Consider the following 24,876-nt stretch of genomic DNA (forward strand, 5'->3'; position numbering starts at 1 on the left):
AGAAACGAGCGCCCAGACAGGCTGGCAGGGTTAAGTATCGGGGCGTTTTTCTGTCCAATTCTGGCACACCGCCAAGTTGGATAAACCGTGTAAGAGTGGTGTTGGCACTTGGGTTCATCGCTGATCCGAACGGATCGGCATGTCCAGTGAGGTAGCTGGTCGGCTCTGACCGGGATCACGTGACAGTACGAGTTCGACGCTGGTGGCATTGAGTCACCGGACAGGAAAGGTGTGTCCGCTGTTTGGCGGGTGCAGGGGCATGGCCGTGGCGACAGGACAGAATGTCCGGGCTGCGGATGGATCAATCGAGGGCTGACGGGGTTTTGCGGACCAGTCGGCGACAACAGAACGGGGCAGACTAGATGATGCGACAGGCAACCGCCGGAAGACAGGATTGGGACAAAGCCAGTTCCTCCTCCACTCCTCCGACAACCATAGGCGAGCTGTCCGTCATGACCACTTCCGAAGGCGAAGCCCAGCGTGAACTCTGGACCCGCGTGCGGGCCCGGCTCAAAGCGTCCGTTGGCGAGGATGTGTTTGCATCCTGGTTTGCCCGGCTTGAGCTGGAAGAGCTAGTTGGCGATGTCGTGCATCTATCCGCCCCCACACGCTTTCTCTGTTCCTGGGTGCAATCCAATTACGCCGAACGTATCCTTGAGGCGTTCCGGCAAGACGACGAGACGGTCGCCCGTATCCACATCACCCTGCGCGTCAATGGCGGACAGGTGCGGTCGCTCCGCCCCGCAACGCCAGCCGAAGCTGCACCTGTCGAGACCAAGGACGGCGCCGATCCCAGCATCGAAATTCCCGCAGCCCCGCGGCTGGTCAGAGAAAATGCGGCGCCACGCGGCGACGCGCTTTCAGGTAGCGCGATCGACCCGCGCATGACTTTTGACAGCTTCGTGGCAGGCGAGGCCAACGAGATGGCGCTGGGCGTGGCCAGGCAGATCGCCAAGGCTGCCGCCAACAACACCGTCACGTTCAACCCGGTTTATATTCATTCGACGGTTGGCCTGGGTAAATCCCACCTGCTCAATGCCATCGCCCATGCAACGGCCGAGGCGGATCCGACCAAGAATATCGTCTATCTGACGGCCGACCATTTCATGTACCACTTCATTGCAGCCGTGCAGCGCCAGTCGGCGCTCGGCTTCAAGGACTGGCTGCGCAAGGTCGACCTGCTGCTGATCGACGACATGCAGTTCCTCCAAGGCAAGTCGGCCACCGAGTTCGGCCACACGCTGGGCACGCTGCTAACCGGCGCCAAGCAGGTGGTGGTGGCGGCCGATGCGCCACCCCGCGATCTCGAAATGCTCGATGAGCGCATTCGCTCGCGCCTCTCTGGTGGCTTGGTGGTCCCGATCAGCGGTTTCGATCTCGAACTGCGACGCTCGATCGTCCAGCGCCGGGCCGACCAGGTGGCAGCCCGCTATGGCATGCACTTCCCCGCCGCGGTCATCGACTACATCGCCCGCGCGGTGGTCAGCCATGGCCGCGATCTCGATGGCGCCGTCAACCGGCTCGTTGCCGCCAACCAGCTCACGGGCGAACTGATCACCGTGCCCCTGGCGGAAAAGACCCTTGCCGATCTCATTCGCAGCCGCGACGCCAAGCGCGTCCGGATCGAAGACATTCTCAAGATGGTGTCGCGTCACTACAAGGTGCCTCGCAACGAATTGCTGTCGGCGCGCCGCTCGCGCGACGTCGTCCGCCCGCGCCAGATCGCGATGTTTCTCGCCAAGGCGCTGACCAGCCGGTCCCTACCCGAGATCGGGCGCCGCTTTGGCGGCCGCGACCACACCACGGTCCTCCATTCGGTTCGCAAGGTCGAGCAGATGATGAAGGACGATCACGACCTTTGCCAGGAAATCGAACTCCTTAAGCGCATGCTTGAGGAATAGGGCGCGTAGGCGCAGCAGCATGCCTGGTGCTGCGCCACAGCGGCGTACCGCGGCTGTGTAATAGCTGCGGCAAAAGGCCTGCCACTCTTGCTAATCCGTTATGAAACTGTAAACGTCCAGACCCCGGCCTGCCGGGGTTTTTTGTCGCCTAGTGCAGCCGTGTAGTGCCGAGGAATTTGCCAGCCATGAAAGTCACGCTCGAACGCAATCATCTGCTCAAATCGCTGAGCCATGTGCATCGGGTGGTGGAGCGGCGCAATACCTATCCCATTCTGGCCAACGTGCTGTTCAAGGCCGCTGACGACAAGGTGGAGTTGCGGGCGACCGACCTTGATATCGAGGTGACCGAAGGCGTACCCGCCATGGTATCGACCCCCGGCACCACCACCGTTCCGGCGCACACGCTTTACGAAATCGTGCGCAAGCTCAGCGATGGGGCCGAGGTGCGGCTCGAAACCGATGGCGGCGAGAACATGGTGCTGACCTCGGGCCGGTCGCGGTTCAACCTGCAGTGCCTCTCGCCCGACAGCTTTCCTGATCTTAAATCAGGCAATTTCGGCCACCAGTTCACTATGCCGACCACGGCGCTGCGCGAGTTGATCGAGCGGACGCAATTCGCCATCAGCAATGAAGAAACGCGCTACTATCTCAACGGCATCTACTTCCACACCGTGGAGGTTTCCAATGCCGGCACCGTGCTGCGCGCCATCGCCACCGATGGTCATCGTTTGGCCCGTGCCGAGATGGAGGCGCCCCAGGGCGCCAAGGGCATGCCGGGCATCATCGTTCCCAAGAAGACCGTGGGCGAAGTCCAGAGGCTGCTCGATGGCGCCGAGGAAGAGGTCGCAGTCGAAGTCTCCGATACCAAGATCCGCTTCACCGTGGGTTCGGTGGTGCTCCTCTCCAAGCTCATCGAGGGGACCTTTCCCGATTACGAGCGGGTGACCCCCAAGAACAACGACAAGCAGATGAATGTCGACCGGGCGAGCTTTGCCATTGCCGTGGATCGCGTCTCGACCATCGCCTCGGACCGCGGCGGCAAGGCCGTGAAGCTTTCGGCGAAAGATGGCCTGCTTGAGCTTTCCGTCACCAACCCGGATCATGGCACAGCCAGCGAAGAACTTCCCGTCGACTTTGAAACCGACGGCTTCGAGATTGGCTTCAATGCGCGTTACCTGCTCGACATCGTCGGCCAGATCCGATCGGAATCGGCGATCTTCATGTTCAACGATGCCGGCTCGCCCACGCTGGTCAAGGAAGAGGGCGAGACCAGCTCGCTCTACGTGCTGATGCCGATGCGAGTCTAGGGGCAGGTCACGATCCGCCACCTTTCCCGCCTGCGCCTCACCGCGTTCCGCAACTATCAGTCGGCAGCGCTCGACCTCGATGGCCGGCACCTTGTGCTGACCGGGCCGAACGGCGCGGGCAAGACCAACCTGCTCGAGGCAGTCTCGCTGCTCTCGCCGGGGCGCGGACTCCGGCGCGCCAGCTTCGACACCGTGCAGGCAAGCGGCAGCGACAGCGGCTGGGCGGTCGCGGCGACCGTGGAAGCAGATGAAGGTCCTACCGACATCGGCACCGGCGCAACGCCCGAAGGCGGGCGGCGCGTCCGCATCAACGGCGCCAATGCCCGCTCCATCGAGTCCATGAGCGAATATCTGCGCGTGCTGTGGCTGACGCCGAGCATGGACGGGCTGTTCTCGGGGCCTGCCAGCGAGCGTCGGCGGTTCCTCGACCGGCTGGTGACCACGCTCATCCCGTCTCATTCTGCTGCCGTTTCGGACTATGAACGGACCATGCGGCAGCGCAACAAGCTTTTGGACGAGAACGGGAACTCGGCCTGGCTCAGCGCCATCGAGGCGCAAATGGCCGAACTGGGCGCAGCTGTCCACCTCGCCCGCACCGATAGCCTCCTCCATCTCGAAACCCTGATCGGGCAAAGCCTGGTCGATGAGAGCTTTCCGTCCGCCCATCTGGCGCTGACGCCGCTCTTTGAAGAGGGGCATGAGGGCACCTCCGCCGCCGAACTGGAAACCGCGCTCCGCACCGCCTGGCAGGGCAGCCGCGGGGTTGATCGCGCGGCGGGACGCACCATATTAGGGCCACACCGAGTGGATCTCGAAGTCACCTATCGGCAAAAGGGCGTGCCGGCGGCGCTGGGCTCGACCGGCGAGCAGAAGGCCCTCCTGATCGGCCTCATCCTGGCGCATGCGCTCCTCGTCAAGCTCAGAACGCAGATCACGCCCTTCCTGTTGCTCGACGAGATCGCAGCCCATCTCGATCCGGACCGGCGACGGGCGCTGTTCGAAGCGCTGGATGGGCTGGCCACGCAGTGCTTTTTGACCGGCACGGACCGCCTCCTCTTTGAGGCGCTGGGCAGCCGGGCACAGATGGTGACCGTGCGCGACGGACGCCTCTACCAAGACTAGCCGAAAACCCCGGCAAAACGAGCTCGAAAAGCCCAATCCGCTTGGGCTTACACCCCCGTTCCGCTAGAACGGAACCACGCGAAAACCACTGATTCGGACCCCATGACCGATAGCGAAAACATCCTTCCCAACGAATACGGCGCAGACAGCATCAAAGTGCTCAAGGGCCTCGACGCGGTGCGCAAGCGCCCAGGCATGTATATCGGGGATACGGATGACGGCTCCGGCCTGCATCACATGGTCTATGAGGTGGTCGACAACGCCATCGACGAGGCGCTAGCCGGTCATGCCGACCTGGTGACGGTGACCCTCAACGCTGACGGTTCGGTCACCGTGATCGACAATGGTCGGGGTATCCCCACCGACATCCACAAGGAAGAGGGCGTCTCGGCGGCTGAGGTCATCATGACCCAGTTGCATGCCGGCGGTAAGTTCGACCAGAACTCCTACAAGGTCTCGGGCGGCCTCCATGGCGTGGGCGTTTCGGTGGTCAATGCCCTTTCGATCTGGCTCCGGCTCAAGATCCGCCGCGACGGCAAGATCCACGAGATGAGCTTTACCCATGGCGATGCCGATGCGCCGCTGGCGCAGATCGGCACCTATGAGCCCAACAAGCAGCCGGGCACCTATGAAGGCCGCTCGGGCACCGAGATCACTTTCCAGCCCAGCCAGCAAACCTTCACCATGGTGGAGTTCGACTTCAAGACGCTGGAGCACCGCCTGCGCGAGCTGGCCTTCCTCAATTCTGGCGTGCGCATTCTCCTGGCTGATCGCCGGCACCCCGAGCCGGTCGAGGTTGAGCTGTTCTATGAGGGTGGGCTCGAAGCCTTCGTGCGCTATCTCGACAAGGCCAAGCAGCCCGTCATCGATGCGCCGATCACCATGATCAGCGAGAAGGACGGCATTACCGTCGAAGTGGCGCTGCAATGGAACGACAGCTACCACGAAAACGTGCTGTGCTTCACCAACAACATTCCCCAGCGCGACGGCGGTACGCACTTAGCCGGTTTGCGTGGCGCGCTGACGCGGCAGGTGACCGGCTATGCCGAGTCTTCTGGTATCGCCAAGAAGGAAAAGGTCTCGGTTACCGGCGACGATACGCGCGAAGGACTGACCTGCGTCCTATCGGTCAAGGTTCCTGATCCCAAGTTTTCCAGCCAAACCAAGGACAAGCTCGTCTCGTCCGAAGTGCGGCCGGTGGTCGAGAACATCGTCAACGAGAAGCTGGGGCAGTGGTTCGAAGAACACCCCAACGAAGCCAAGATCATCGTGGGCAAGGTCGCCGAAGCCGCAGCCGCGCGTGAAGCCGCACGCAAGGCGCGCGAACTGACGCGGCGCAAGGGAGCGCTCGAAATCTCCTCGCTGCCCGGCAAGCTCGCCGACTGCCAGGAACGCGATCCCGCCAAGAGCGAAATTTTCATCGTGGAAGGTGACTCGGCAGGTGGCTCGGCCAAGCAGGGCCGCGACCGCTCCAACCAGGCCGTGCTGCCGCTGCGCGGCAAGATCCTCAATGTGGAGCGGGCGCGCTTTGACCGCATGATCTCCTCCGATCAGGTCGGCACGCTGATCACGGCGCTGGGCACCGGCATCGGCCGGGAAGAGTTCAACGCCGACAAGCTGCGCTACCACAAAATCATCATCATGACGGACGCTGACGTGGACGGCGCCCATATTCGCACGCTGCTGCTCACCTTCTTCTACCGTCAGACGCCGGCCCTGATCGAGCGCGGCCACATCTATATCGCGCAGCCGCCGCTTTATAAGGCGACGCGCGGCCGCTCCGAGCAGTACCTCAAGGACGAACGCGCACTCGAGGACTATCTGCTCGATGCTGGCCTCGAAGAGGCTGTATTCAAGACACGCGACGGCGTCGAGCATGCCGGACCGGACCTCATGTCCATTCTTCAGCAGGCGCGCGATATCACGCACGCCATCAACAACCTCAACACGCGCTACAATCGCAGCCTCGTCGAGCAGGCAGCCATTGTGGGTGGCCTCGATCCCGAGGGCCTGTCCGACCCATCGCGCAACGAGGAAACCATTGGCCGCGTCGCCAATCGGCTCGACCGCATCAGCGACGAGCTGGAACGTGGCTGGACCGGCGAATTGACCGACAGCGAAGATCTGGCCTTCTCGCGCACCATCCGCGGCGTGACCGAGCGCCACCTGATCGACAAGGCCTTGCTGCAGAGCGCCGATGCGCGGCGCCTGCGCCAGTTGGCGAGCCGTCTCGACGAGCTCTTTGGCGGCGTACCGACACTGACTCGCAAGGGCGAGAGCACCCCGATCTTCGGTCCCTCCTCGCTCTTCAAGGGCGTGACGGATGCCGGCCGGAAGGGCGTATCGCTGCAGCGTTACAAAGGGCTGGGCGAGATGAACGCCCTCCAGCTGTGGGAAACCACGCTCGATCCCAATGCGCGCACCTTGCTCAAGGTGCAGATCGACGAGTCGAGCGAAGCGGACTCGATCTTCACGGCGCTTATGGGCGATTTGGTCGAGCCCCGGCGCGACTTCATCCAGGACAACGCACTGAGCGTCAGCAATCTCGACGTCTAAGCGAAGGTTGTGCAGGGACGCATAAGCTGCACTTTTACCCCGTAAGCTGCTGCGGAATCCCCCGATAAAGTGAAGTAGGGCCAGCATTTATGCTGGCCCTGGTGACGTTAGGTCAAAGCCGCAGCTACAACCGGTCAGTCGAAAGAGCCGCGGACTGTACCCCTGAAGAGGCTGTTCAGTGAGCGTAGCAACGACGAGTTTAAACGAGCTCGCTCTTTGGGAGCACCAGAACAAAGCTGTCACTGCAGCGGAGGCCTATTTTAAGTCTGGTAGCAAGAAAGGCTGCCTAATCCATATGCCGACCGGGACAGGCAAGACGGGGGTAATGGCAGTGTTGGCCACAAGGCGAGCATGCATTGCACCAGTTTTGGTCGTGTGCCCCTCAGCAGCCCTCGTTGAGCAACTCCATAAACAGTTCGACGGTGGCTTCTGGAACAAAATCGGTGCCGATCACGCATGGAAGCCAGAACTTGTCACACCCATTTTGCCCAGCACAGTGGCGAAGGTGGTGAAAGCAATTGGCGAGAACGCTGGCAAACGCACCATAGTCGTTGGCACCATCCAAGCTCTTCAACAGATACATGCAGAAGGGCTAGGCGAGCAAATCCACGACTTAATTGGGACAATCATCTTCGACGAAGGGCACCGGGAACCAGCGCCCTCGTGGGCGGAGGCGATTCGAGCTTTCAATGTGCCAACCGTGCTGTTCAGCGCCACTCCGTTCCGGGGAGACCTGAAGCTATTTGATGTCGACGATGACCACATCCACTTCGTCTCCTTCGCCGAGGCGGTGGAGCAGAACCTGATTAGAGGAATTGAAGTAGCTGAGCACTCTCTTTCCATCAATTCGGACACGTTCGCTGGACAAATCCTTGGGATCGTGGACGGCCTGGTCGCCAGTGGTCGATTCACAAAGAACAATAAGGTCATCATCCGAGCCGGGAGCGAGAGCTCCGTTCTTGAGCTACATCAGGCCTTCAACAATGCCTTGGCAGGACGTGACGATGGCGTAATTGCGGTCCACCACAACTTCAAGTCCAGAAGTGAGCCCGGATTGCACTCCGAAGTGCCAAGCGAAATCTCACAGCGCGGCGAACGATTCCTCATCCACCAGTACATGCTTATCGAGGGGATTGACGATCCTTCCTGTGCAGTTGTTGCGCTATTCGAACCATTCAACAACACGCGCATGTTGGTTCAACAGGCTGGACGCGTCATTCGTCATCCATCCAAGGTAGGAGAACCAGCAGAGAAAGCTTATCTGATCGGTCGGCAAGGTGACGGGGTGGTGGAGGATTGGAAGAGCTTCCTCCATTATGATGCCGAATGCGTCAAGAATGGTGGCAAGCCGTTCATCCGTAACGATGCCAAAGTGCTGAACGATCTCATCGCAGCTTTGCCGATGATGGACTACGTCGCAGGGAAGTTCCGCCAGCGATTGGATCTAGGAAGCGATGAGATACATGAAGATCTGCGGTTCCCCCTTTCAGCGCTTGTCTATAGCGTCGAGGCTGACATGGATTTGGCTGAGCTGCAGGAGCGCATATCAGCGGCGCTGAGCGAAGATGATCGCCATGAAGCGCTCACCGGTTCTGCACTTGGCGGGAGCTGCCGGTATCATGTCACCCTCCGGCTAAACCCCTCTCCATTTCTCGCCGGCTACCTCTTTCATGGAGCGTCGCTCGAGATCACAATCTATGCGAAGTGCGGAGGACGGCTGTTTTTCTACGACAGTGCCGGATTGTGGATCAACGAGATCGATGGCATCGGTCCGCGGATCGACCCCAAGACACTACAGTCTCTCCTGCCGGACAGCTCTGAGAACACGATTTCCTACATAAGCGTGAAGAATACGGATCTGGGTCCGCTCGCTCTTCGGTCTCGAAGTTTAGCGGCGCGTTCTCTCCAGCGCTCCGGAGTTTTTCTGGGAGAGCACCTAAATGTGGTGACACGAGCTACCGGGTACGTTTCGAGGAAGCGCCGTGCAGTAGGTTTCGACACAGCCAGGGTTCGAGAAGGAGACGGAGCCAGGAGCACAGCGGAAGACTTCGGTAAGTGGTGTATCTCGGTAAATGACGAGTTGGACGCCGCGGCAAAAACTGCCTCTCTGTTCTCGAGGTTCGCACTGCCCACCGCGGTTCCGGCGGATACCACGCCTGTGAACATTCTCGTCGACATGCTTGAGGTACTGGGACAATTTCAAACCGCCAACGAAGGTGCCTCCGAGATCGAGACAGAAAATCTCTGTGTCGATGTGTTCCCGGATGCAAATCCAGGCGCACATGGACCTTTCCGCTTCAGCCTTGTGGTTGATGGCAAGGCACATGACGTATGGATCGAGTGGAACAAGAAGAAGCGGAAGTACTGGCTCACGTCACCCGGATTGAGTAGGTACAAATCCAGGGACAATGAAAAAATCTCACTGACGCGGCGGCTGAATCAGCAACAGCCCTTCAGGATCATTACTTCGGACATGTCGCACGCCTATGTTTCGGGCGCTTTCTACGCTCTTGATCTGAACTTGGCAGATCCAAAGGGAGCTGGTGGCATGGTGTTGGATCTGATCAAGCCCATAACTGGGTTGAGCGCTATCACATCAGAAAAGGGGCCAGTGAGGGGGGGCAACTTTTATGATTGGGAGGATAACTCCCTCTTCAGCTTCATCGATAAAGCTTTAAATCCTTCACGCGGCCCAGCAGTACTGGGAGCTCCCTTCCCTGCGCTGGTCTGCGATGATCTCAACGAGGAAGTCGGCGACTTCTTGGCCGTCGATGACGACCCTGCGAACCCGCGGGTAGTCTTTGTAGTAGCTAAGTGGAAGGACGGAAACCCAGGAGTTTCGGCATCCGCATTTTATGACGTCTGTGCGCAGGGTGTGAAGAACCTGGCCTACTTAAAGAGTGACGGAACTCCTGGTCGTGTCCCGGGACGTGGTGTAACTGAGCTGGTCAAGCCGCTCGCGAGCGCGCCATTACGAGCGCCGTAGCGAGCGAGCGGCTGGGTGGTCATCGACGGATTTCCGGTAAGGTCTGGTTGCTTACCCCAACCCTGCACCTGAAGGACCACCGATGACCGACTCGATGATGAACCTGCGCACGCTGGTAGAGAAGACCCCCGACGCCGATATTCTGCGCGAGATGATTGGCTTTGCTGCTGAACGGTTGATGGAGCTGGAGGTTAGCGCTGCCACCGGCGCCGCTTATGGCGAGAAGAGCACTGAGCGGCGGGTCCAGCGCAATGGCTACCGCGAACGGGACTGGGAGACACGAGCCGGCACAGTCGAGCTGCGCATCCCCAAGCTGCGCAAGGGCAGCTACTTCCCTGGCTTTCTTGAGCCGCGCCGGATGGCGGAGAAGGCGCTGACGGCAGTGATCCAAGAAGCCTACATCCAAGGCATTTCCACCCGCTCGGTAGATGACCTGGTCAAGGCCATGGGCATGAGCGGCATCTCCAAAAGCCAGGTGAGCCGGCTATGCGAGGAGATCGACGGTAAGGTTAAAGCGTTCCTGGACCGACCGATCGAGGGCGATTGGCCCTATCTGTGGATCGACGCCACCTACCTCAAGGTGCGCCGGGGTGGCCGCATTGTCTCGGTGGCTGCCATCATGGCTATCGGCGTCAACGCCGATGGTAGACGCGAGGTGCTGGGCATGGAGATCGGCACCTCGGAAGCCGAGGCGATCTGGACCGAGTTCCTGCGCAAGCTGACCCGCCGCGGCCTACGAGGCGTGAAGCTGGTCATCTCCGATGCTCATGAAGGCATCAAGGCGGCTGTCACCAAGGTCCTTTGTGCAACCTGGCAACGCTGCCGGGTTCACTTCATGCGCAACGTCCTTGCTCATGCTGGCAAGAGCGGTCGCCGGGTGGCCAGCGCCTTTATCGCTACAGCCTTCGCCCAGGAGACCCCTGAGGCCGCAAGTATCCAATGGCGCGCCGTTGCCGACCAGATCCGCACTCGCGTGCCCAAGCTCGCCACCATCATGGATGAGGCCGAGCACGACGTCCTCGCCTATATGAGCTTCCCCAAGGAGCATCGGGCCAAGCTTCACTCGAACAACCCGATAGAACGGGTCAATGGCGAGGTGAAGCGCCGGACCGAGGTGGTGGGCATCTTCCCCAACGAGGATGCCATCGTCCGGCTCGTGGGCGCCATCCTGCTCGAGCAAAACGATGAGTGGGCTGTGCAGCGCGCCAGATACATGTCGCTGGAATCCGTTGCCCATTTGAGCGATGATCCCCTCGTCAGCCTGCCGGCAGTCCCCGCACGCTGACCAACCCGGCCAAGCCGGATATGCGTGGAGGCCCTGCCTCAGTTACACCACGCCGAAGGACACGATCGAACTCCTCTACCTGGTTCGCCCACTCGCTTCGATCGGCCGTGGACCATGAGCCGGGGAAAGGGAGCAACCAAGGTCACAGACACCATCGCCCGAAGACGCGCCGGCCCTACATCAATCGCTTTTCGGCGGCTTCTGGAGCGTGTTCGCACCATTCCCTCAGCTGAACGATCTATCTGGCTCGTGTGTTCAGGGGGAATGCTGTCAAGAAAAAGCTTAGAAGCAGAGTTCAAGGCCAAGCCACCAAAGGCGCATGTGCTTCAGTTTTATCACTTGGTGCTATCCGCCTATTCAGCTTGCCAATCGGTTGGTGTGCAGCTGAAAATTTTCTGCGCCGAGTGATCGAACTTGCCGAGCACCTGGAGACCTCAAGTTCGACATCTGCTCTGATTCTGTGGCTGTTGACTCGACTTTCCAGGTTCGCTATTTGTTCACCATGACCACGCTGATGACTATACGCAAACGCGAACTCCTACAGGCGGCGCCCACCTGCAGCCGCTCGGATCGCGTTGTCCTTCAGCGTTCCGGAACCCAGCTCTAGCTGCGGTTTTGCATCGAAGGACACCATCACGGTTCCTTCCATGCTCCTCCCCGACCAAGACATTGCCGGCGAAGCTGACCCCGACAAGCAAAAGCGTCGGTCGCGGGTTCGACTCTTCACGCCTGCTCGCCTCCTCTTCGGCCGAATAGACCATCGACTATGGGTCAAACGGTAAGCGGTGTTCCCGCCCCACCTTCCGTTCTTTTGTCAGCCATGAGATTCCGCACGGATTGAAGTTGGTGCGGGAGGTTCTCCATGGACGCTCCATTGGAGTTTCTCACAAGTGGCGGTAGGCGCCGCCGCAACCGGCAATGGCCCGATGATGAGAAGGCTCGGATTGTCGCCGAGACACTTCGACCTGGGACCACGGTGGGCGAGGTCGCGCTGCGGCATGGTCTGAAGGCCAACCATGTCTCCTCGTGGCGGACGATGGCTAGAAACGGGAAGCTGGTGCTACCGGCGCCAAAGGACCAGATGGAGTTCGCGACGTTGATGGTCGCTCCAGTCGTTGAGGATGTAACGGCGGCGGAACCAGTGGCGGCGGTCGGGCCGGAGATCGTGCTGGGATCGGTGGTCATCCGGCTGGAGCCAGGTGCCTCCGCGCGCCGGATTGCTTCGGTCGTTCGTGCACTGACGGCGATCACATGATCTTCCCCTCGAACCGGGTGCGGATCATGGTAGCCACCAAGCCGATCGACTTCCGCAAAGGTCACGACAGCCTGGCTGCGCTGGTCAAGAACGTGTTGCACGAGGACCCGTTCACCGGCACGGTCTTCGTGTTCCGTGCTCGCAAAAGCGATCGGCTGAAGTTGCTCTACTGGGATGGCACGGGTCTCGTCATGGCCTACAAGCGCCTCGAAGAGCACAACTTCAGCTGGCCTGCGGTGAAGGACGGCCTGATGACGTTGAGCCACGCGCAGTTCGAGGCGCTGTTCTCTGGGCTCGACTGGCGGCGGGTTCGGGCGGTAGAAGCGCGGGCACCAGAAGCGGTCGAATAACTGCGGCAGGATGACTCAGGGCTGGTCTTTTTGCGGGATCGGCGGCGCCTGATCTGGTAGATTCTGGCCATGCTCGATGCCGCCGAACTTCCCGATGACATTGCTGCCCTCAAGGCGATGCTGATCGCAGCGGAGGTGCGTGATCAGCGCAAGGACGAGCGGATCGCTCAACTGGAAAAGCTGGTTGCCGCGTTCAAGCAGGCGGCCTTCGGGCGTCGATCGGAAAAGAGCGACCCGGACCAGTTCGAGCTGGCGCTGGAGGATCTGGAAATGGCAATCGCGGTTGTCCAGGCCGCGGAGGACGCCGAGGACCGGCTGGCCCGACGTCCGGCCAAGCCGCGCAGTACCAATCGTGGTTCACTCCCCAAACACCTGCCGCGGATCGAAGAGATCATCGAACCCGAAAGCCTGGTCTGTGGCTGTGGCGGCGGGCTGCACTGCATCGGCGAGGACGTCTCCGAGCGGCTCGACGTGATCCCGGCCCAGTTCCGCGTGATCGTGACCCGTCGCCCCAAATATGCCTGCCGGTCCTGCACCGACGGCGTGGTGCAGGCGCCGGCGCCCGCTCGGCTGATCCCTGGCGGGCTGCCGACCGAGGCCACGGTCGCCCATGTCCTGGTCAGCAAGTATGCGGACCACCTCCCGCTCTATCGCCAGGCGCAGATCTTCAGTCGTCAGGGTGTTGATCTGGACCGCTCAACGCTGGCCGACTGGGTTGGTCGGGCCGCCTTCGAGTTGCGTCCGGTCTATGCTGCCCTAATGGCGGATCTGAAGCGCTCATCCAAGCTGTTCATGGATGAAACTCGCGCGCCAGTGCTCGATCCCGGTGCCCCAAAACCAAGACCGGATACTTCTGGGCCCTGGCCCGCGATGATCGTCCCTGGAATGGCACCGCACCACCCGGTGTTGCCTTCACCTATGCCCCGGGCCGAGGTGGTCTTCATGCCGAACAGATATTGCAGGGCTTTGGCGGCATCCTGCAGGTGGATGGCTATGCCGGCTACAACCGACTGATCGCGCCCGCCGCGTCGGCGCGGGTATCCAACTCGCCTATTGCTGGGCCCATGCCCGTCGCAAGCTGATCGAGATCACGCGCGCCGGCACCGCCCCGATTGCGGAAGGGGTGTGCGGCTCATCGGCGAGCTCTATACCATCGAAGCCGAGATCCGAGGCCTGGGCCCCGAACAGCGTCTCGCTGCTCGCCAGGAACGATCCGGACCAGCCGTCGCCCGGACAAAGGCTTGGCTCGACCTTCATCGCGCCCGCGTCTCCGCGAAAGCGCCGCTTGGGGAGGCCTTGAGCTACATCGCCAAATACTGGTCGGGGTTAGTGCTGTTCCTCACCGATGGCCGCATCGAGCTCGACAACAATACCGTTGAGCGGACCATCCGCCCGATCGCGCTGAACCGGAAGAACGCGCTCTTCGCCGGCCATGATGCCGGTGCTGAAAACTGGGCTGTCATCGCCTCGTTGATCGAAACCTGCAAGCTCAACGCTGTCGATCCCTATGCCTGGCTGGCCGCAACACTCCACGCCATCATCGCCGACTACAAGCAGAGCCGCATCAACGATCTGCTGCCGTGGAACTATGCTGCAAAGCTGGGCGATTGACGCTCTTGGCTCTGGCGGCATAATCGGAAACCACCAGCAACGAGGCGCCCTCCCAATCAGTTCGAGACCGACAGCGAGGCGCGCGATGCTGCCTTAGCCGCTCTAAACAGCGAAGGAGCCATCGCCTTCATGCGCGGCAACAACGTCGTTCAGTTCCCTCGACCCTGAGCCCAAGTGGCCGCAGAACACCGCTTACGTCAAACGGCCCGTCCTTTAAGGACCTCATGAACTCCCCATCATTCCGGCGACCCAAGCGGCGCCATTTCACCCAGCCGGGTTCGGCGGGCGCGTAGTCGCTCGTCTGCGCCTCGGCCGGAGAACGAGGCAGCAATGGCTGACAACGACAACGACGAATACAACGACCACGTCCTCGAGCAACTCGAGGCAATGGAGACATCCCTGATCCGGTCCAGGCCAAACCGCATGGCGACACGCATCCTGCCGGAGCTGATGCTCAACCGGGCGATGACGCTGAAGCAGCAGCTGCAGGCAAGCCGTGACACCACCATCAGCGTGGTGATCGAGGCCCCCAGCCGTGCATGGGTGGAGCCGCTCGCCACCGCCGCCAAGCGCCTGGGCAACTGGAAGTTCGTGCTGACCTGCACCGAACCCGAGAAGGCCCGCTATCGTAACGAGCTGCCATCCGACCAGGCCATCCAGACCCTCGCCGCCGGTGGGCGCACGCTCGGAATCTCACAGGCGCCGCATGCCTATCTGCCGCCGGCATTGGTCGCATCCGCGGATCTCTATTTGGTTATCAAGAACCCCGACGACGAGCTTATCCGTGCGGCCATCAAGCTGGTAACCGGACGCCAACCCCGGAGCATGCCCGAAGGAATCGCCGATGGTCTGGACTATGCCGACATCTGTGCCGCTTTGCGTCTGGGCAGTTCGGCGAAGGCTTGCGTCGAACGTCTGGTGGCCGCTGCCCAAGCCAAGACCGCTGCAGACCCGAATCTTGCGGAAATTCCGGAACTGGAAAAGTTGTTCGGGTATGGGCCTGCTATGGCCTGGGCGCAGGGTGTTGTAGCCGACCTTGCCGCCTGGCGTCGGGGAGAGCTGGACTTCTCCGCCATTGAGCGCACCGTGGTTCTGGCGTCGCCTCCGGGCATGGGCAAGAGCACGCTGATCCGCAGCCTGGCCAAGACCGCCCGCATCCCGCTGATCGCCACTTCCATGAGCGAATGGTTCGCCAACGGCCCCGGCTATCTGGACAGCGTCATCAAGCAGATCGACCAGACCTTCGCGCAGGCCGCAGCTGTGGCACCGAGCATCGTGTTCATCGATGAATGCGAGGGAATCCCGAACCGCGGCAACCTCGATGGGGATCGAAGCGCTGCCTGGTGGATGCCAGTAGTCGGACACCTGCTGCTCAAGCTCGACAGTGCTGCCTCGGGATTGAGCTCGAAGGTGATCGTCGTAGGCGCCACCAACCACCCCGAGAAGCTCGACCCGGCATTGGTGCGGCCGGGGCGCCTGTCCAAGATCATCCACATCGAACCGCCTGACGCGGACGCCTTGAACGGCATTCTCCACCAGCACCTCGGTCCCGATCTGGCCGGGGAAGATCTTCGCCACGTCGCCATGCTGGGTGTCGGCTCCACCGGTGCGGATGTCACCGGATGGGTGAAGGGTGCCCGCAGCGCGGCGCGCCAGGAGAACCGCCCTCTCACCATCGACGATTTGATCGCCCAGGTTGCGCCGCCCGACAACCGCTCCCCGGCTTTGCTTCGCCGTATTGCCATCCATGAGGCGGCCCATGCGGTGGTCGGCCATGTCCTTCAGGAGGGCTCCGTCACCAGCGTGTCCATCATCCCCCGTCAGGGGCAGAATGGCGGCCACACCATGGTCGAGCTCACCGAAGACGCAGTGCTGTCCCGGGAGGACATCGAGAAGCTGGCCACCATCAATCTTGCGGGCCGCTGTGGCGAGCAGGTTGTTCTGGGTTCGATCAGCACCGGTGCCGGGGGTGGCGAAGAGAGTGACCTGGCCAAGGCGACCTACTTTCTGGCGCTGATCCATACCTCGTTCGGCATGGGCGGACACCTGCTCCACCGGGCTGCGCCGCAGAACGTCACCCAGCTTCTGTCTTTCGATCCGGTGCTCACAAAGACGGTGGAGGCGGACCTGCAGCGGGTCTATGCCAGCAGCCTGCAGATCGTCGAAGCCAACCGTATGGTTGTGGAGGCAGTGGCAGAAGCCCTGCTGCAGTTCCGTCACCTCAGCGGACCGCAGTTTGCCGCGATTTTCCGCGGTGTCTCCAAGACTAACCGCCAGGTCAAGGGAGACCGCCGCCATGGATGAGTTGCTGATCCGCGTCCTCACCCGGCTGCTTCGCGTCCATGACGAATTCGGAGAAGCCGGCTTCGAGGATGCCGCCCACCGTGCGCTGGTCGCCATCGCGCTGACAGCCAAGTGCGAGGCCGAGCGGAAGGCGGGTACTACCGAGCCTTACGATCCGGGTCAGCGGGTGGTGCGCTTTCCGTTGAACAAGCGGCGGCGCAGCCCCTGGCAGCAAAGCGATGACGATGTATCGTGAACAAGCCGGTACTCGGCTCGCAGCAATTGTTAAGCTCCCGGTAAGGGAGCTTAACCCATGGCGAGCGATCGTTTCATGGCAAGGATTGCATCCCCCAGCGCAGTGTGCTGTTTGCGCCGACCATGTTCAGCAACCTTGCCCACCTATGTCTATGCCCCTCGGTGGGGCGCCGCTCCGAGCTTTAGAGCCGGGCCGGTCGTTGCTGACCGTCGACCAAAACCCAGGTCGACACCCCAACCCACCTTTCCCCGTGTGTCCAACGCTCCCCTTCTTCGTCGGGAGTGTGTTCGTTTCCCCGTCTTTGCCTACTTGGAAGCTCGTCCAGACCTGGAGTCTCAAGCCGTGATCCATCTCTGCCCTCTCCTGCTAGCCACCGAGAAAATAGCCAAACGCGGTCCGCTAGGACACTGGCTATCGCGCTCGCCCGTCCGGCCGATACCGGCCCGCTTCGAGCTGCCCCCCTTCTTCGAGGATTACGGTTCCTGCAGCACGTCTGCCACGGGACCACCGGCTTCAAGGATACTTCAAGATGCCTCCCGTGACTCGTGCCCCCGCGGTCGTCCGCGCCAACCGTCGAAACGGCACACCTGACCAGCTTCGCGCCCACCATGGCTACTTCTACTCATGGAAGCTTGACGCCCTGATCCCTTACCGAGGTCTGCTGGCCTTCGACTACCTGACCCTGACCGAAGCAGATCCCCGCGTTATTCAAATCGATACTTCCCTGGAGTCCGTCCAATGGACTGACGGCACCCAGTGGAAGGATTACCGCGCAAGATATGGTGTTGTCCGCCGGACACGCCGCGGAGCTGTCCCCCACACCGTGGAAGTCGAGGTACTCAACAGCAAGACCTTGACGGAACAGTATCGGACTTATTCCCGCATCAAGCGGGCGTTCAAGGAAGAAGGGCGGCAACTGCTGATCTTCACCGAGAAGCAGATCCGCATCGAGCCCCGCCTCACCAACTCAAAGCTGATCCTGACCCATGCGGGTAACGGCATCTGCAAGGAAGAGGATCTCGCCCTGGTGCGCCAGGTCGCCGCCGGAACTGCCCCTTTCTCACTTAACCAGCTGGTGGAGAATTGCGTGCTTACCTACCCCCGTGCCTACGGGGCGGTCTTGAACCTGGTTGCTTCTGGCGAGCTCGTTTTCCCGATGGGGAAGGTCTTTGACGGGGATAGCCCGGTCATGAGGAGGATCTAGCGATGGACGGGTTCAACTCGGATCGTGACCTCGACGACAGGGACGATGATGTTTACCTCCGCCCCGGGGACGGTATTGAACTGGCAGGCAAGCAGTACGTGATGGAGAGCCGGGTCGCCAAGCCCCGAGGCTTTGTCTTCTCCGATCCAGCCGCGCCTGGCGTCCAGCACGTTATGAGCAATCGCGACATCAAGAGCTGGCACCGCTCCGGCCGGCTCAGCTTCATCGCGGCGTCAGAGGTGGGATTGCCGATCGGCGTACAGGAATCCCTCCGCCGCACAATGCGCGCCTTCAAGCCCGAAGAGCGGGACGAGATTTTCCGCCGGCTGCGCTACTGCCTCGCCATTTCGGAACTGCCAGCTGACTTCGGAAGGTCGAAGGCGACCCTGCAGCCGGTCTGTGACGCAGTGGCAGCCAAGCGGAACGATACCTGTCCGCATCATTGGTCCACGGTGCTGCGCTGGTGGCGCACCTGGGTGCGGGCGGGGAAGGATCCCCGGGCCCTTTGTCCATCCACGCGGAGAAAGGGCAACCGCAACCGGAGGCTTGATGATTACAAGCTCCAGGCCATGAAGAGGGCAATTCGGGAGCACTGGAACGTTCGGCACAGACCCTCGATGACGACGGCCTACAAGGCTGCGGTCCAGCTGTGTGTTGACTACCTCGGGGGCCGGGAGGCTGCAGAGGCCCATGAGAATCCGTTCCCTTCGTTGAAGGCCTTCCGCCGCGAGTGCGCAAGACAAGACCGTACGACCACGCTCGCCACCCGCTTCGGTCCGGAAGCCGCTCGGCAGGCCATGCATCCGGTGGGAATGGGACCGGACGTGCGCCTGCCGTACGAGCGGGTTGAGGCCGACTTCAAGTATCTGCGTATCATGGTGGTGGACGAGAAGACCCGGCTGCCACTGGGGACGCCTTACCTCATGGCCGGCTTCGACTGCTATTCAGGTTGCATCGCTGGATTTGATATCGGTTTCGACCCGCCCTCCTATGTGTCTGCTGCGCGGTGTCTCAAGCACATCGTAGAAGCCAAGGACGTGGATCAATTTGGCAAGGACGAGGACGGTGATTCATTGATCCGTCGGTCTTATCCGCTCAACGGTGTGCCGCAGCAGTTCTTTCTCGACCAGGACGCCGTTTTCCACTCCCGCTCTTTCGAGATGTCCGCCAAGGCCATTCGTTGCCACGTGAACTATGTGCCCGCTGGCGAGGCCTGGAAGAAGGGGCGCATCGAACGGTTCTGGCGCACCGTGCAGCAGTGCTTCCTCGATATGTTCCCGGGTAATGTTCTTCGGGTGGGGGACGGACCGGGCCGGGATTACAATCCTGTAGATGATGCCGTGCTGACACTCAGCCAGCTGCGTCTGCTGATCACCAAGGCAATCGTGGACGTCTACCACGAGAGCATCGATGAATGGACTGGCAAGCGTCACATCGACCTGTGGCGGGAAGCCGTCGAAAAGCATCCGCCTCGCCCCGTGCGTGACCACCAGAGCCTCATCGAACTTGTTGGCGCCTATGAGGAGCGGGTGGCCGAGCGCCGGGGCATCCGCCTGTTCGGCTTGAGGTACAATTCGCCGTTGCTTGCGGAGTATAGATCCAACTTCTCGAAGGATCCCACTGTGGTCGTCCGTTACGATCCACAGGACATCTCCAGGGTCTGGCTGATCGACGAGGACCGCGGCCTGTCACTGGAGGTGCCATGCACCCGTGCCGACTATGCGGAGGGGCTGTCGCTCCACCAGCACAGGGTGATCCGCCGCCGGGCCGCCGACAGGAGCCCCGAGGGCCGGCTGCGCATGAAGCAGCTTTGGATCGCCAAGGCAGAGCTCTTTCGGCTGGGTGAAAAGATGCTGCAGCGGGACGCCTCCAGGCGGACCAGAAAGCGTATCGCTCAGTTCCTGGGTGTCGGTCGAGAGCTGATCGACGAAATGTCCAGGCGGGTCACCGATGAGAAGGCCAGTGCCGAGCCCCTCGATTACGAGGACGGTTACGAAGACCCTGGTATGGCCGAACAGAGCGCTGTTGAGGACAGCTATGGCGACCTCGACGATGTGGCGGTTGAGGACCCCGAAGATGAGGCCGCAGCGCTTCAGGACGAGGCGTACGTGGATTCTCTCCGGGAGGCGAGCAAGGACAAGGGCAACGAGGCTGCCCCCTCCCGCCGCAAGGCAACAGTAATTGCCTCTGATCCAGTTGCTGCCGAACCTCACTCCGATGAAGTGGGTAGCGCTGAGCAGCGAGATGATCCTGCATCGGAAGAGGAGCCGTCATCTGCCGTCCCTGACGAGACTGGTGATGGGGATGACGACGGCGATGATGACGACATGGTGACCTATGACGACTGACTTCGATTTCCTGCGCGACGAGGACGGTTACTTCCCAGAGGACATTGCCGATCTCATCATCAACCCGGATCCGGTGAGGCGGGCTCACCTGGTGAAGGTCGGCCGTATGGTGATTAAGCACAAGCAGTACAAGCGGTCGTGGAAGTGGTTGGAGAAGACCTTGCAGGAGAGCGGGACTGGCCGCGAGGCTGTGGCCGGACTCTTCTGCGGAGTGTCCGGCGTCGGGAAGAGCACCATTTTGCGTCAGTTCACCACCAAGTACGGCGGGCCATTTCCTACGCGTACCACGAACGTTCGTCCGGTAATCCGCATTTCCACCCCTGCCAATCCCAAGCTCGAGAACATTTGGATGACCATGCTCGTCGCGCTGTCGTCTCCGGATTTGATCTGCTCGGATGCCGAAGCCATGCGGCTCAGCATCCAGACTCAGCTCCAGAAGCAGTCTGTGAAAATGATCATCTTTGATGAATTCACGCACGTCGTGGAAGACCGCAGCGAGAAGTTTACCAAGCGCGCGGTACGGGGCCTCAAGGATTTGCTCAGTGAAAATCACTGTCAGCTGATCTTCGCAGGAACGCTTGAGTTGGCGGGGCTGGACGGGCTCTATGACCAAGTGCGCCGGCGTAATTCCGGAACCGTCGAGCTCAGGCCGATCGACTGGGTGGAAGATAACGAAGACTGGATGACCACGTTGGAGTGGATCCAAACTGAGTTGCCGCTGAAGTGTGAACCCGGGCTCCCCAGCGTAGAAATTGCCCGGAAGATGCATCGTGCCTCCAATGGAATTTTGGATCACGTGATGAAGCTGCTCTTCCGTGCCACTGCCTACGCATATGACGGCGACAAAGAGGTAATTACTGAGACGACCCTCGCAGACGCATTCGAGCACCTGCGGAGGGGGAGCAAGCAAGCTAATCCTTTCGGTAGGCCTTCCCTCCCACCCTTGAAGCCACCCAAGCCAAAGGCGAAGAACGAGGATAGCGAAGTTACCGGCCTGTCCAGGAGGGCTAGGCAGGACACGGATACCTTTTCCAAGTGACCGAGACGACGATCGGGCGGCCCAGGCGCGACCCGCTGGCTCAGTTTCAGGTCCGGCTGCCGCACATCTTCGATGAGCCGGCTCATGGATTGCTTCTTAGGACAGCAGGAGAGAACGGGTGTATCCTCTATCCGGCAATGTTCAAGCGGTTCGGAGTAACGCAGGCCCGGCTCGCCGGTAACCTTGATGTCTCCGAAGTGGCATACGCATGCCGCGCCGATGTCGAGGCGGTAACGTTTGCTTCGGCAATTGCAGACTCAAAGACCGTAGGGCTTATGGGGCAAGTGCTCCATCAGGATCACTACAGCGTTCAGTTCAGACGGTGGTGCCCTGATTGCCTGAAGGAGCATGCCTATCACCGGGCGTGGTGGGACGTTGTGTCGGTATCCTCATGCCCCGAGCACGGGACGCTTCTCGTCTGGGACTGCGGATGCCGGCGAAAGCTGTTTTGGCAAGCTCAATCTCTCACGCGATGCAAGCGTGGGCACGACCTCTGTTCTGTCGAGGCTCCCGCCAGGAAGCACCGGGGAAATGCCGACCGCTACATTGTGGAGCGCTTGCTTCATGGCCAGTCCGGCGCCGCGCCTTTGCTGGATGGTCTCCCCCTCGGTGATGCCATTGTTGCGATGCAAAGAGTCGGGCGAGCATCACTGAACGAGAATGCAAGGATTAGTCGCGATCGCGACAAGGTAGGTAGCCCCGAATTCCTTGATGAAGGTCACCGCATCCTGTCCACCTTTCCGGACGGCTTCGTAGAGCTCCTGGATTCGTTGCTCGCACGACAGGATCGACGCAAGGGCAAGTGGGGGATGGGCCGCGCTTACGGAACGTTCCCGGATTGGATCTCCAAACTCCCGCAGGAACCTTTCGGAAATGCACTGAGATCAGTGCTGCGCGAGCACGCCTCGGGCAAGCTGCTGGTCAAGTCCGGCTCTCGCATCGGTGGCGAGCCGATCGTGGTGAACGGATACTCGTTCGAAGAGGCAGAGGAACTTTGCGGCGTCTCTTATGCCAGGTTGCGCAGGATTCTGGCTGACCGGGATCTGCTGCCGCCCGCTATCAAAAAGGGCAAGCCGGTCCGCCTCGACAAGCAGGTGATCGACGCCCTTGCCGATGAGCTCCGGGACGGCATGACCCTGGAAGCAGCAGCTGCAGAGCTGGGGGTCGAGCGTGATGCCATTCTCGGGCTGATGAAAGCGGGATTGCTTCGGCCCCTAGTGTCAGCCGACCGCACCAAGCGGCTGAACACCTACACCTTTGCCCGGAACACAGGGGCGGAGTTCCTTCATCCCCTGCTGGAGATCGGCGTGGAACCCGGTAACCCAGGGGACCCGATGACGCCCTTGCCGGTAGCTGCACAGAGGGCCCGCACGACGGTCGGCAACGCGGTGGCCATGGTGCTGGATCGCAGGCTTGCCATCCGTTCGATCGATAGCGGTGCGGTTGGACTGCAACAATTATTGGTCTCGCCGCGGGAACTGGCCAAAGTCTTGGTGGCTGCGCGCACCCCCGGTTTGACCCAGATGGAAGCCGCGGCTCGGCTGGGCTTGCCCTATAATTGCTTGTCTGACCTGGAGCGAAGGGGCGTGCTCAACGTAGACCGCAGTGGCTCTGTGCCGTTCAGAGGCGCTAAGGGCCATGTAGTTCTCCGAGGGCAAGCGATCCAAGCGCCTCCCATTTTGTAGCGTTGACTCTCTCGTTGGCTCCGGCGACAGATCAAGAAGTGCAATTTTCGGCGATTCCATCCACCTCGCCAACTTATGGGGTAATTCTGGGTCGCAGATTCATCTTATGAGGGTGCAACGTGAAATTTATGGGGTCAACGAAACTCGCGGAACGCCGCTAAACTGCAGTGGGGCGACTCAGGTTATGGGTCGCTGCACAAGGTCGTGTGCAGCGCTCCGGCGCTGCGCCAGGCCCTGCGGTCACAGCCAGAAGACCACGCCATGATCCTCCTCATTTTGGGCTTGATTGTGCTACTTGCGGTGCAAGCGGACTTCGTTATCACGGTTCTGAGTGGCGGGCGGCAGGGGCCGCTGACCGAGCATCTGACGAGTGCCTTCTGGCGCCTCGAGCAGAAGCTGCACCGCTGGCGCGGCGGCGGTTTCTTTCATGCTCATAGTGGCATTCTGGTTATGGTGGCAGTCGCTTTGGCGTGGCTCCTGCTCACCTCGCTGGGCTGGCTGCTCATCTATCGCAGTGATCCCACATCTCTCGTCGTCAGCGAGACCGGCAAGCCCGCTGACTGGGTGCAAAGCTTTGCCTATGTCGGTAGCGCGCTTTCTACCATGGGCGCCGCCAATACCAGTGCCAGCAATGGTTGGTGGGATCTGATCGCTACCGTCGCCGCCGCAAATGGCTTCGTGCTGCTGACCCTGGCCATGACTTATGTTCTCAATGTCACCCAGACGGTAGCCTCCGGCCGCAGCTTTGCGCTTTTGGTCAGCTCGCTCGATCCAACCGATCCGCGTCACACCGACACCTTCGCCACGGGCCTTAGCCGCCTCGTTGCCCAATTGAGCTCGACGCCCCTGGCGCTCTATTTCTCGTCGCGAGACCCAAATCTCCGCCTCGCGCGGGCTATCGGCAGGTTCTCCCAGCGCGTGTCCGCGTCACCTGAGTTGTGGCCCTGTTTCGCCGCTAGCCTCAGAGCCCTTCCAGGCATCAAGCTCGACGGAATGGCGCAAAGCGATGAAGCGGAAGTGGAACGCTGGGTGGAGCATTTTTCGCTGAACCGCAATGAGCTCGACTAAGGCAGGCTGAACTGCGAGCTCGCACAACCGTTGGTGGCCCAATAGGCTTCCACGGGTGTGTAGGCGCCTGCGGAAAACTGCTCGACATGGGCGGCGAAAGCCATTGCCCGGCACTCGTCCGGTCCCGCCACCACGTGCACGAGTTCGTGCAGGATTGTGAGCTCCCGGAGCCGGTCCGCCCCTTCGGTAAAGAATTGCGGGCAGAGCACGAGAAAGATGGTGCCGTTCTCCGGAGGCGTTCGCACATAGGCAGCGAAACGGCCGCAGGAGCCGCTGGCCTGCTGCTCGATCAACATGGCCAGGGTCACTTCACCCCATTGCGGCGAGGTGAAACGCCGACCCAGCAAGACCTGCCGGTAGGTAGCAAGGTCCACGCCAAAGGGCGTTGCCCCAAGCTGAGGCGCAGCCTTGTCGAGGCTCTGGGCGGCCCGGGCGACCGCATTGTTGAGCAGGGAGGGATCCTGTGCCCTGGCCGGCAGGCAGCCGATAAGGACAGTCAGAAGCAGGCAGAAAAGGCGAGAGAGCATGCTTGGAGCCCGGAAACAAACGCTTGGGGTGATAGATGGCTTTGCTGTCACCCGAGCGCAACAGCACCGAGCCTAAGCAGAATTGTCCCATAA

At 61.1% G+C, this 24,876-nt stretch carries 16 protein-coding genes and 2 pseudogenes; 17 read left to right on the forward strand and 1 reads right to left on the reverse strand.

Annotated features, from left to right (window positions below):
- The first annotated feature begins 452 nt into the window (after window positions 1–452).
- The 17 genes and pseudogenes from dnaA (at window position 453) to QOV41_RS00080 (ending at window position 24,256) form a co-directional block, all read left to right on the forward strand.
- Entirely contained in the window at window positions 453–1,901 is a 1,449-nt protein-coding gene (gene dnaA, locus QOV41_RS00005; RefSeq protein ID WP_284578686.1) for a chromosomal replication initiator protein DnaA, read from the forward strand.
- Between the two features lie 185 nt (window positions 1,902–2,086).
- A complete protein-coding gene (gene dnaN / locus QOV41_RS00010) occupies window positions 2,087–3,208 on the forward strand; it encodes a DNA polymerase III subunit beta (protein ID WP_284578688.1) in 1,122 nt (373 codons plus the stop codon).
- Window positions 3,209–3,220: 12 nt separating this feature from the next.
- Complete coding sequence (recF, locus tag QOV41_RS00015; protein ID WP_284581391.1) at window positions 3,221–4,330, forward strand: DNA replication/repair protein RecF; 1,110 nt, start codon at window positions 3,221–3,223, stop codon at window positions 4,328–4,330.
- A gap of 102 nt (window positions 4,331–4,432) precedes the next feature.
- Complete coding sequence (gene gyrB, locus QOV41_RS00020) at window positions 4,433–6,886, forward strand: DNA topoisomerase (ATP-hydrolyzing) subunit B (protein ID WP_284578690.1); 2,454 nt, start codon at window positions 4,433–4,435, stop codon at window positions 6,884–6,886.
- 178 nt (window positions 6,887–7,064) lie between these two features.
- On the forward strand, window positions 7,065–9,872 hold the full coding sequence (locus tag QOV41_RS00025; RefSeq protein WP_284578691.1) for a DEAD/DEAH box helicase: 2,808 nt from the start codon (window positions 7,065–7,067) through the stop codon (window positions 9,870–9,872).
- Between the two features lie 82 nt (window positions 9,873–9,954).
- The gene (locus tag QOV41_RS00030) at window positions 9,955–11,157 is read left to right on the forward strand and encodes an IS256 family transposase (RefSeq protein ID WP_284577339.1); all 1,203 of its coding nucleotides are present in this window, start codon (window positions 9,955–9,957) and stop codon (window positions 11,155–11,157) included.
- Window positions 11,158–12,019: 862 nt separating this feature from the next.
- Entirely contained in the window at window positions 12,020–12,412 is a 393-nt protein-coding gene (gene tnpA / locus QOV41_RS00035) for an IS66-like element accessory protein TnpA (RefSeq protein ID WP_284577183.1), read from the forward strand.
- Window positions 12,409–12,762 carry an IS66 family insertion sequence element accessory protein TnpB gene (gene tnpB / locus QOV41_RS00040; RefSeq protein WP_284577182.1) on the forward strand — a complete coding sequence of 118 codons (354 nt, stop codon included), beginning with the start codon at window positions 12,409–12,411 and terminating at the stop codon, window positions 12,760–12,762. The genes tnpA and tnpB overlap by 4 nt, the downstream gene beginning before the upstream one ends.
- Window positions 12,763–12,831: 69 nt before the next feature.
- Window positions 12,832–14,373 (forward strand): annotated as a pseudogene (tnpC, locus tag QOV41_RS00045) (IS66 family transposase).
- A gap of 330 nt (window positions 14,374–14,703) precedes the next feature.
- Window positions 14,704–16,677: an AAA family ATPase gene (locus QOV41_RS00050; RefSeq protein ID WP_284578693.1), complete on the forward strand. Its 1,974-nt coding sequence runs from the start codon at window positions 14,704–14,706 to the stop codon at window positions 16,675–16,677.
- Window positions 16,670–16,912 carry a hypothetical protein gene (locus QOV41_RS00055; RefSeq protein ID WP_284578695.1) on the forward strand — a complete coding sequence of 81 codons (243 nt, stop codon included), beginning with the start codon at window positions 16,670–16,672 and terminating at the stop codon, window positions 16,910–16,912. Before QOV41_RS00050 ends, QOV41_RS00055 begins: the two co-directional genes overlap by 8 nt.
- Before the next feature lie 538 nt (window positions 16,913–17,450).
- Window positions 17,451–18,116, forward strand: a complete 666-nt coding sequence (locus QOV41_RS00060) for a hypothetical protein (protein ID WP_284578696.1) — start codon at window positions 17,451–17,453, stop codon at window positions 18,114–18,116.
- Window positions 18,117–18,118: 2 nt separating this feature from the next.
- A complete protein-coding gene (locus tag QOV41_RS00065) occupies window positions 18,119–20,464 on the forward strand; it encodes a Mu transposase C-terminal domain-containing protein (RefSeq protein WP_284578698.1) in 2,346 nt (781 codons plus the stop codon).
- A complete protein-coding gene (locus QOV41_RS00070; RefSeq protein WP_284578699.1) occupies window positions 20,454–21,503 on the forward strand; it encodes a TniB family NTP-binding protein in 1,050 nt (349 codons plus the stop codon). The genes QOV41_RS00065 and QOV41_RS00070 overlap by 11 nt, the downstream gene beginning before the upstream one ends.
- A pseudogene (locus QOV41_RS19685) lies at window positions 21,500–21,907 on the forward strand (TniQ family protein); the annotation flags it as partial. The gene QOV41_RS00070 and the pseudogene QOV41_RS19685, both read left to right, overlap by 4 nt.
- Before the next feature lie 483 nt (window positions 21,908–22,390).
- Window positions 22,391–23,188: a hypothetical protein gene (locus QOV41_RS00075; RefSeq protein ID WP_284578700.1), complete on the forward strand. Its 798-nt coding sequence runs from the start codon at window positions 22,391–22,393 to the stop codon at window positions 23,186–23,188.
- A 261-nt stretch (window positions 23,189–23,449) separates the two neighbouring features.
- Window positions 23,450–24,256: a hypothetical protein gene (locus QOV41_RS00080; protein WP_284578701.1), complete on the forward strand. Its 807-nt coding sequence runs from the start codon at window positions 23,450–23,452 to the stop codon at window positions 24,254–24,256.
- Here the strand turns inward: QOV41_RS00080 and QOV41_RS00085 are convergent.
- Window positions 24,253–24,783: a M35 family metalloendopeptidase gene (locus tag QOV41_RS00085; protein ID WP_284578703.1), complete on the reverse strand. Its 531-nt coding sequence runs from the start codon at window positions 24,781–24,783 to the stop codon at window positions 24,253–24,255. The two genes, QOV41_RS00080 and QOV41_RS00085, sit on opposite strands and share 4 nt — an antisense overlap.
- Between the last annotated feature and the right edge of the window lie 93 nt (window positions 24,784–24,876).

The organism is Devosia sp. RR2S18 (assembly GCF_030177755.1).
Lineage (GTDB): Bacteria > Pseudomonadota > Alphaproteobacteria > Rhizobiales > Devosiaceae > Devosia > Devosia rhizosphaerae.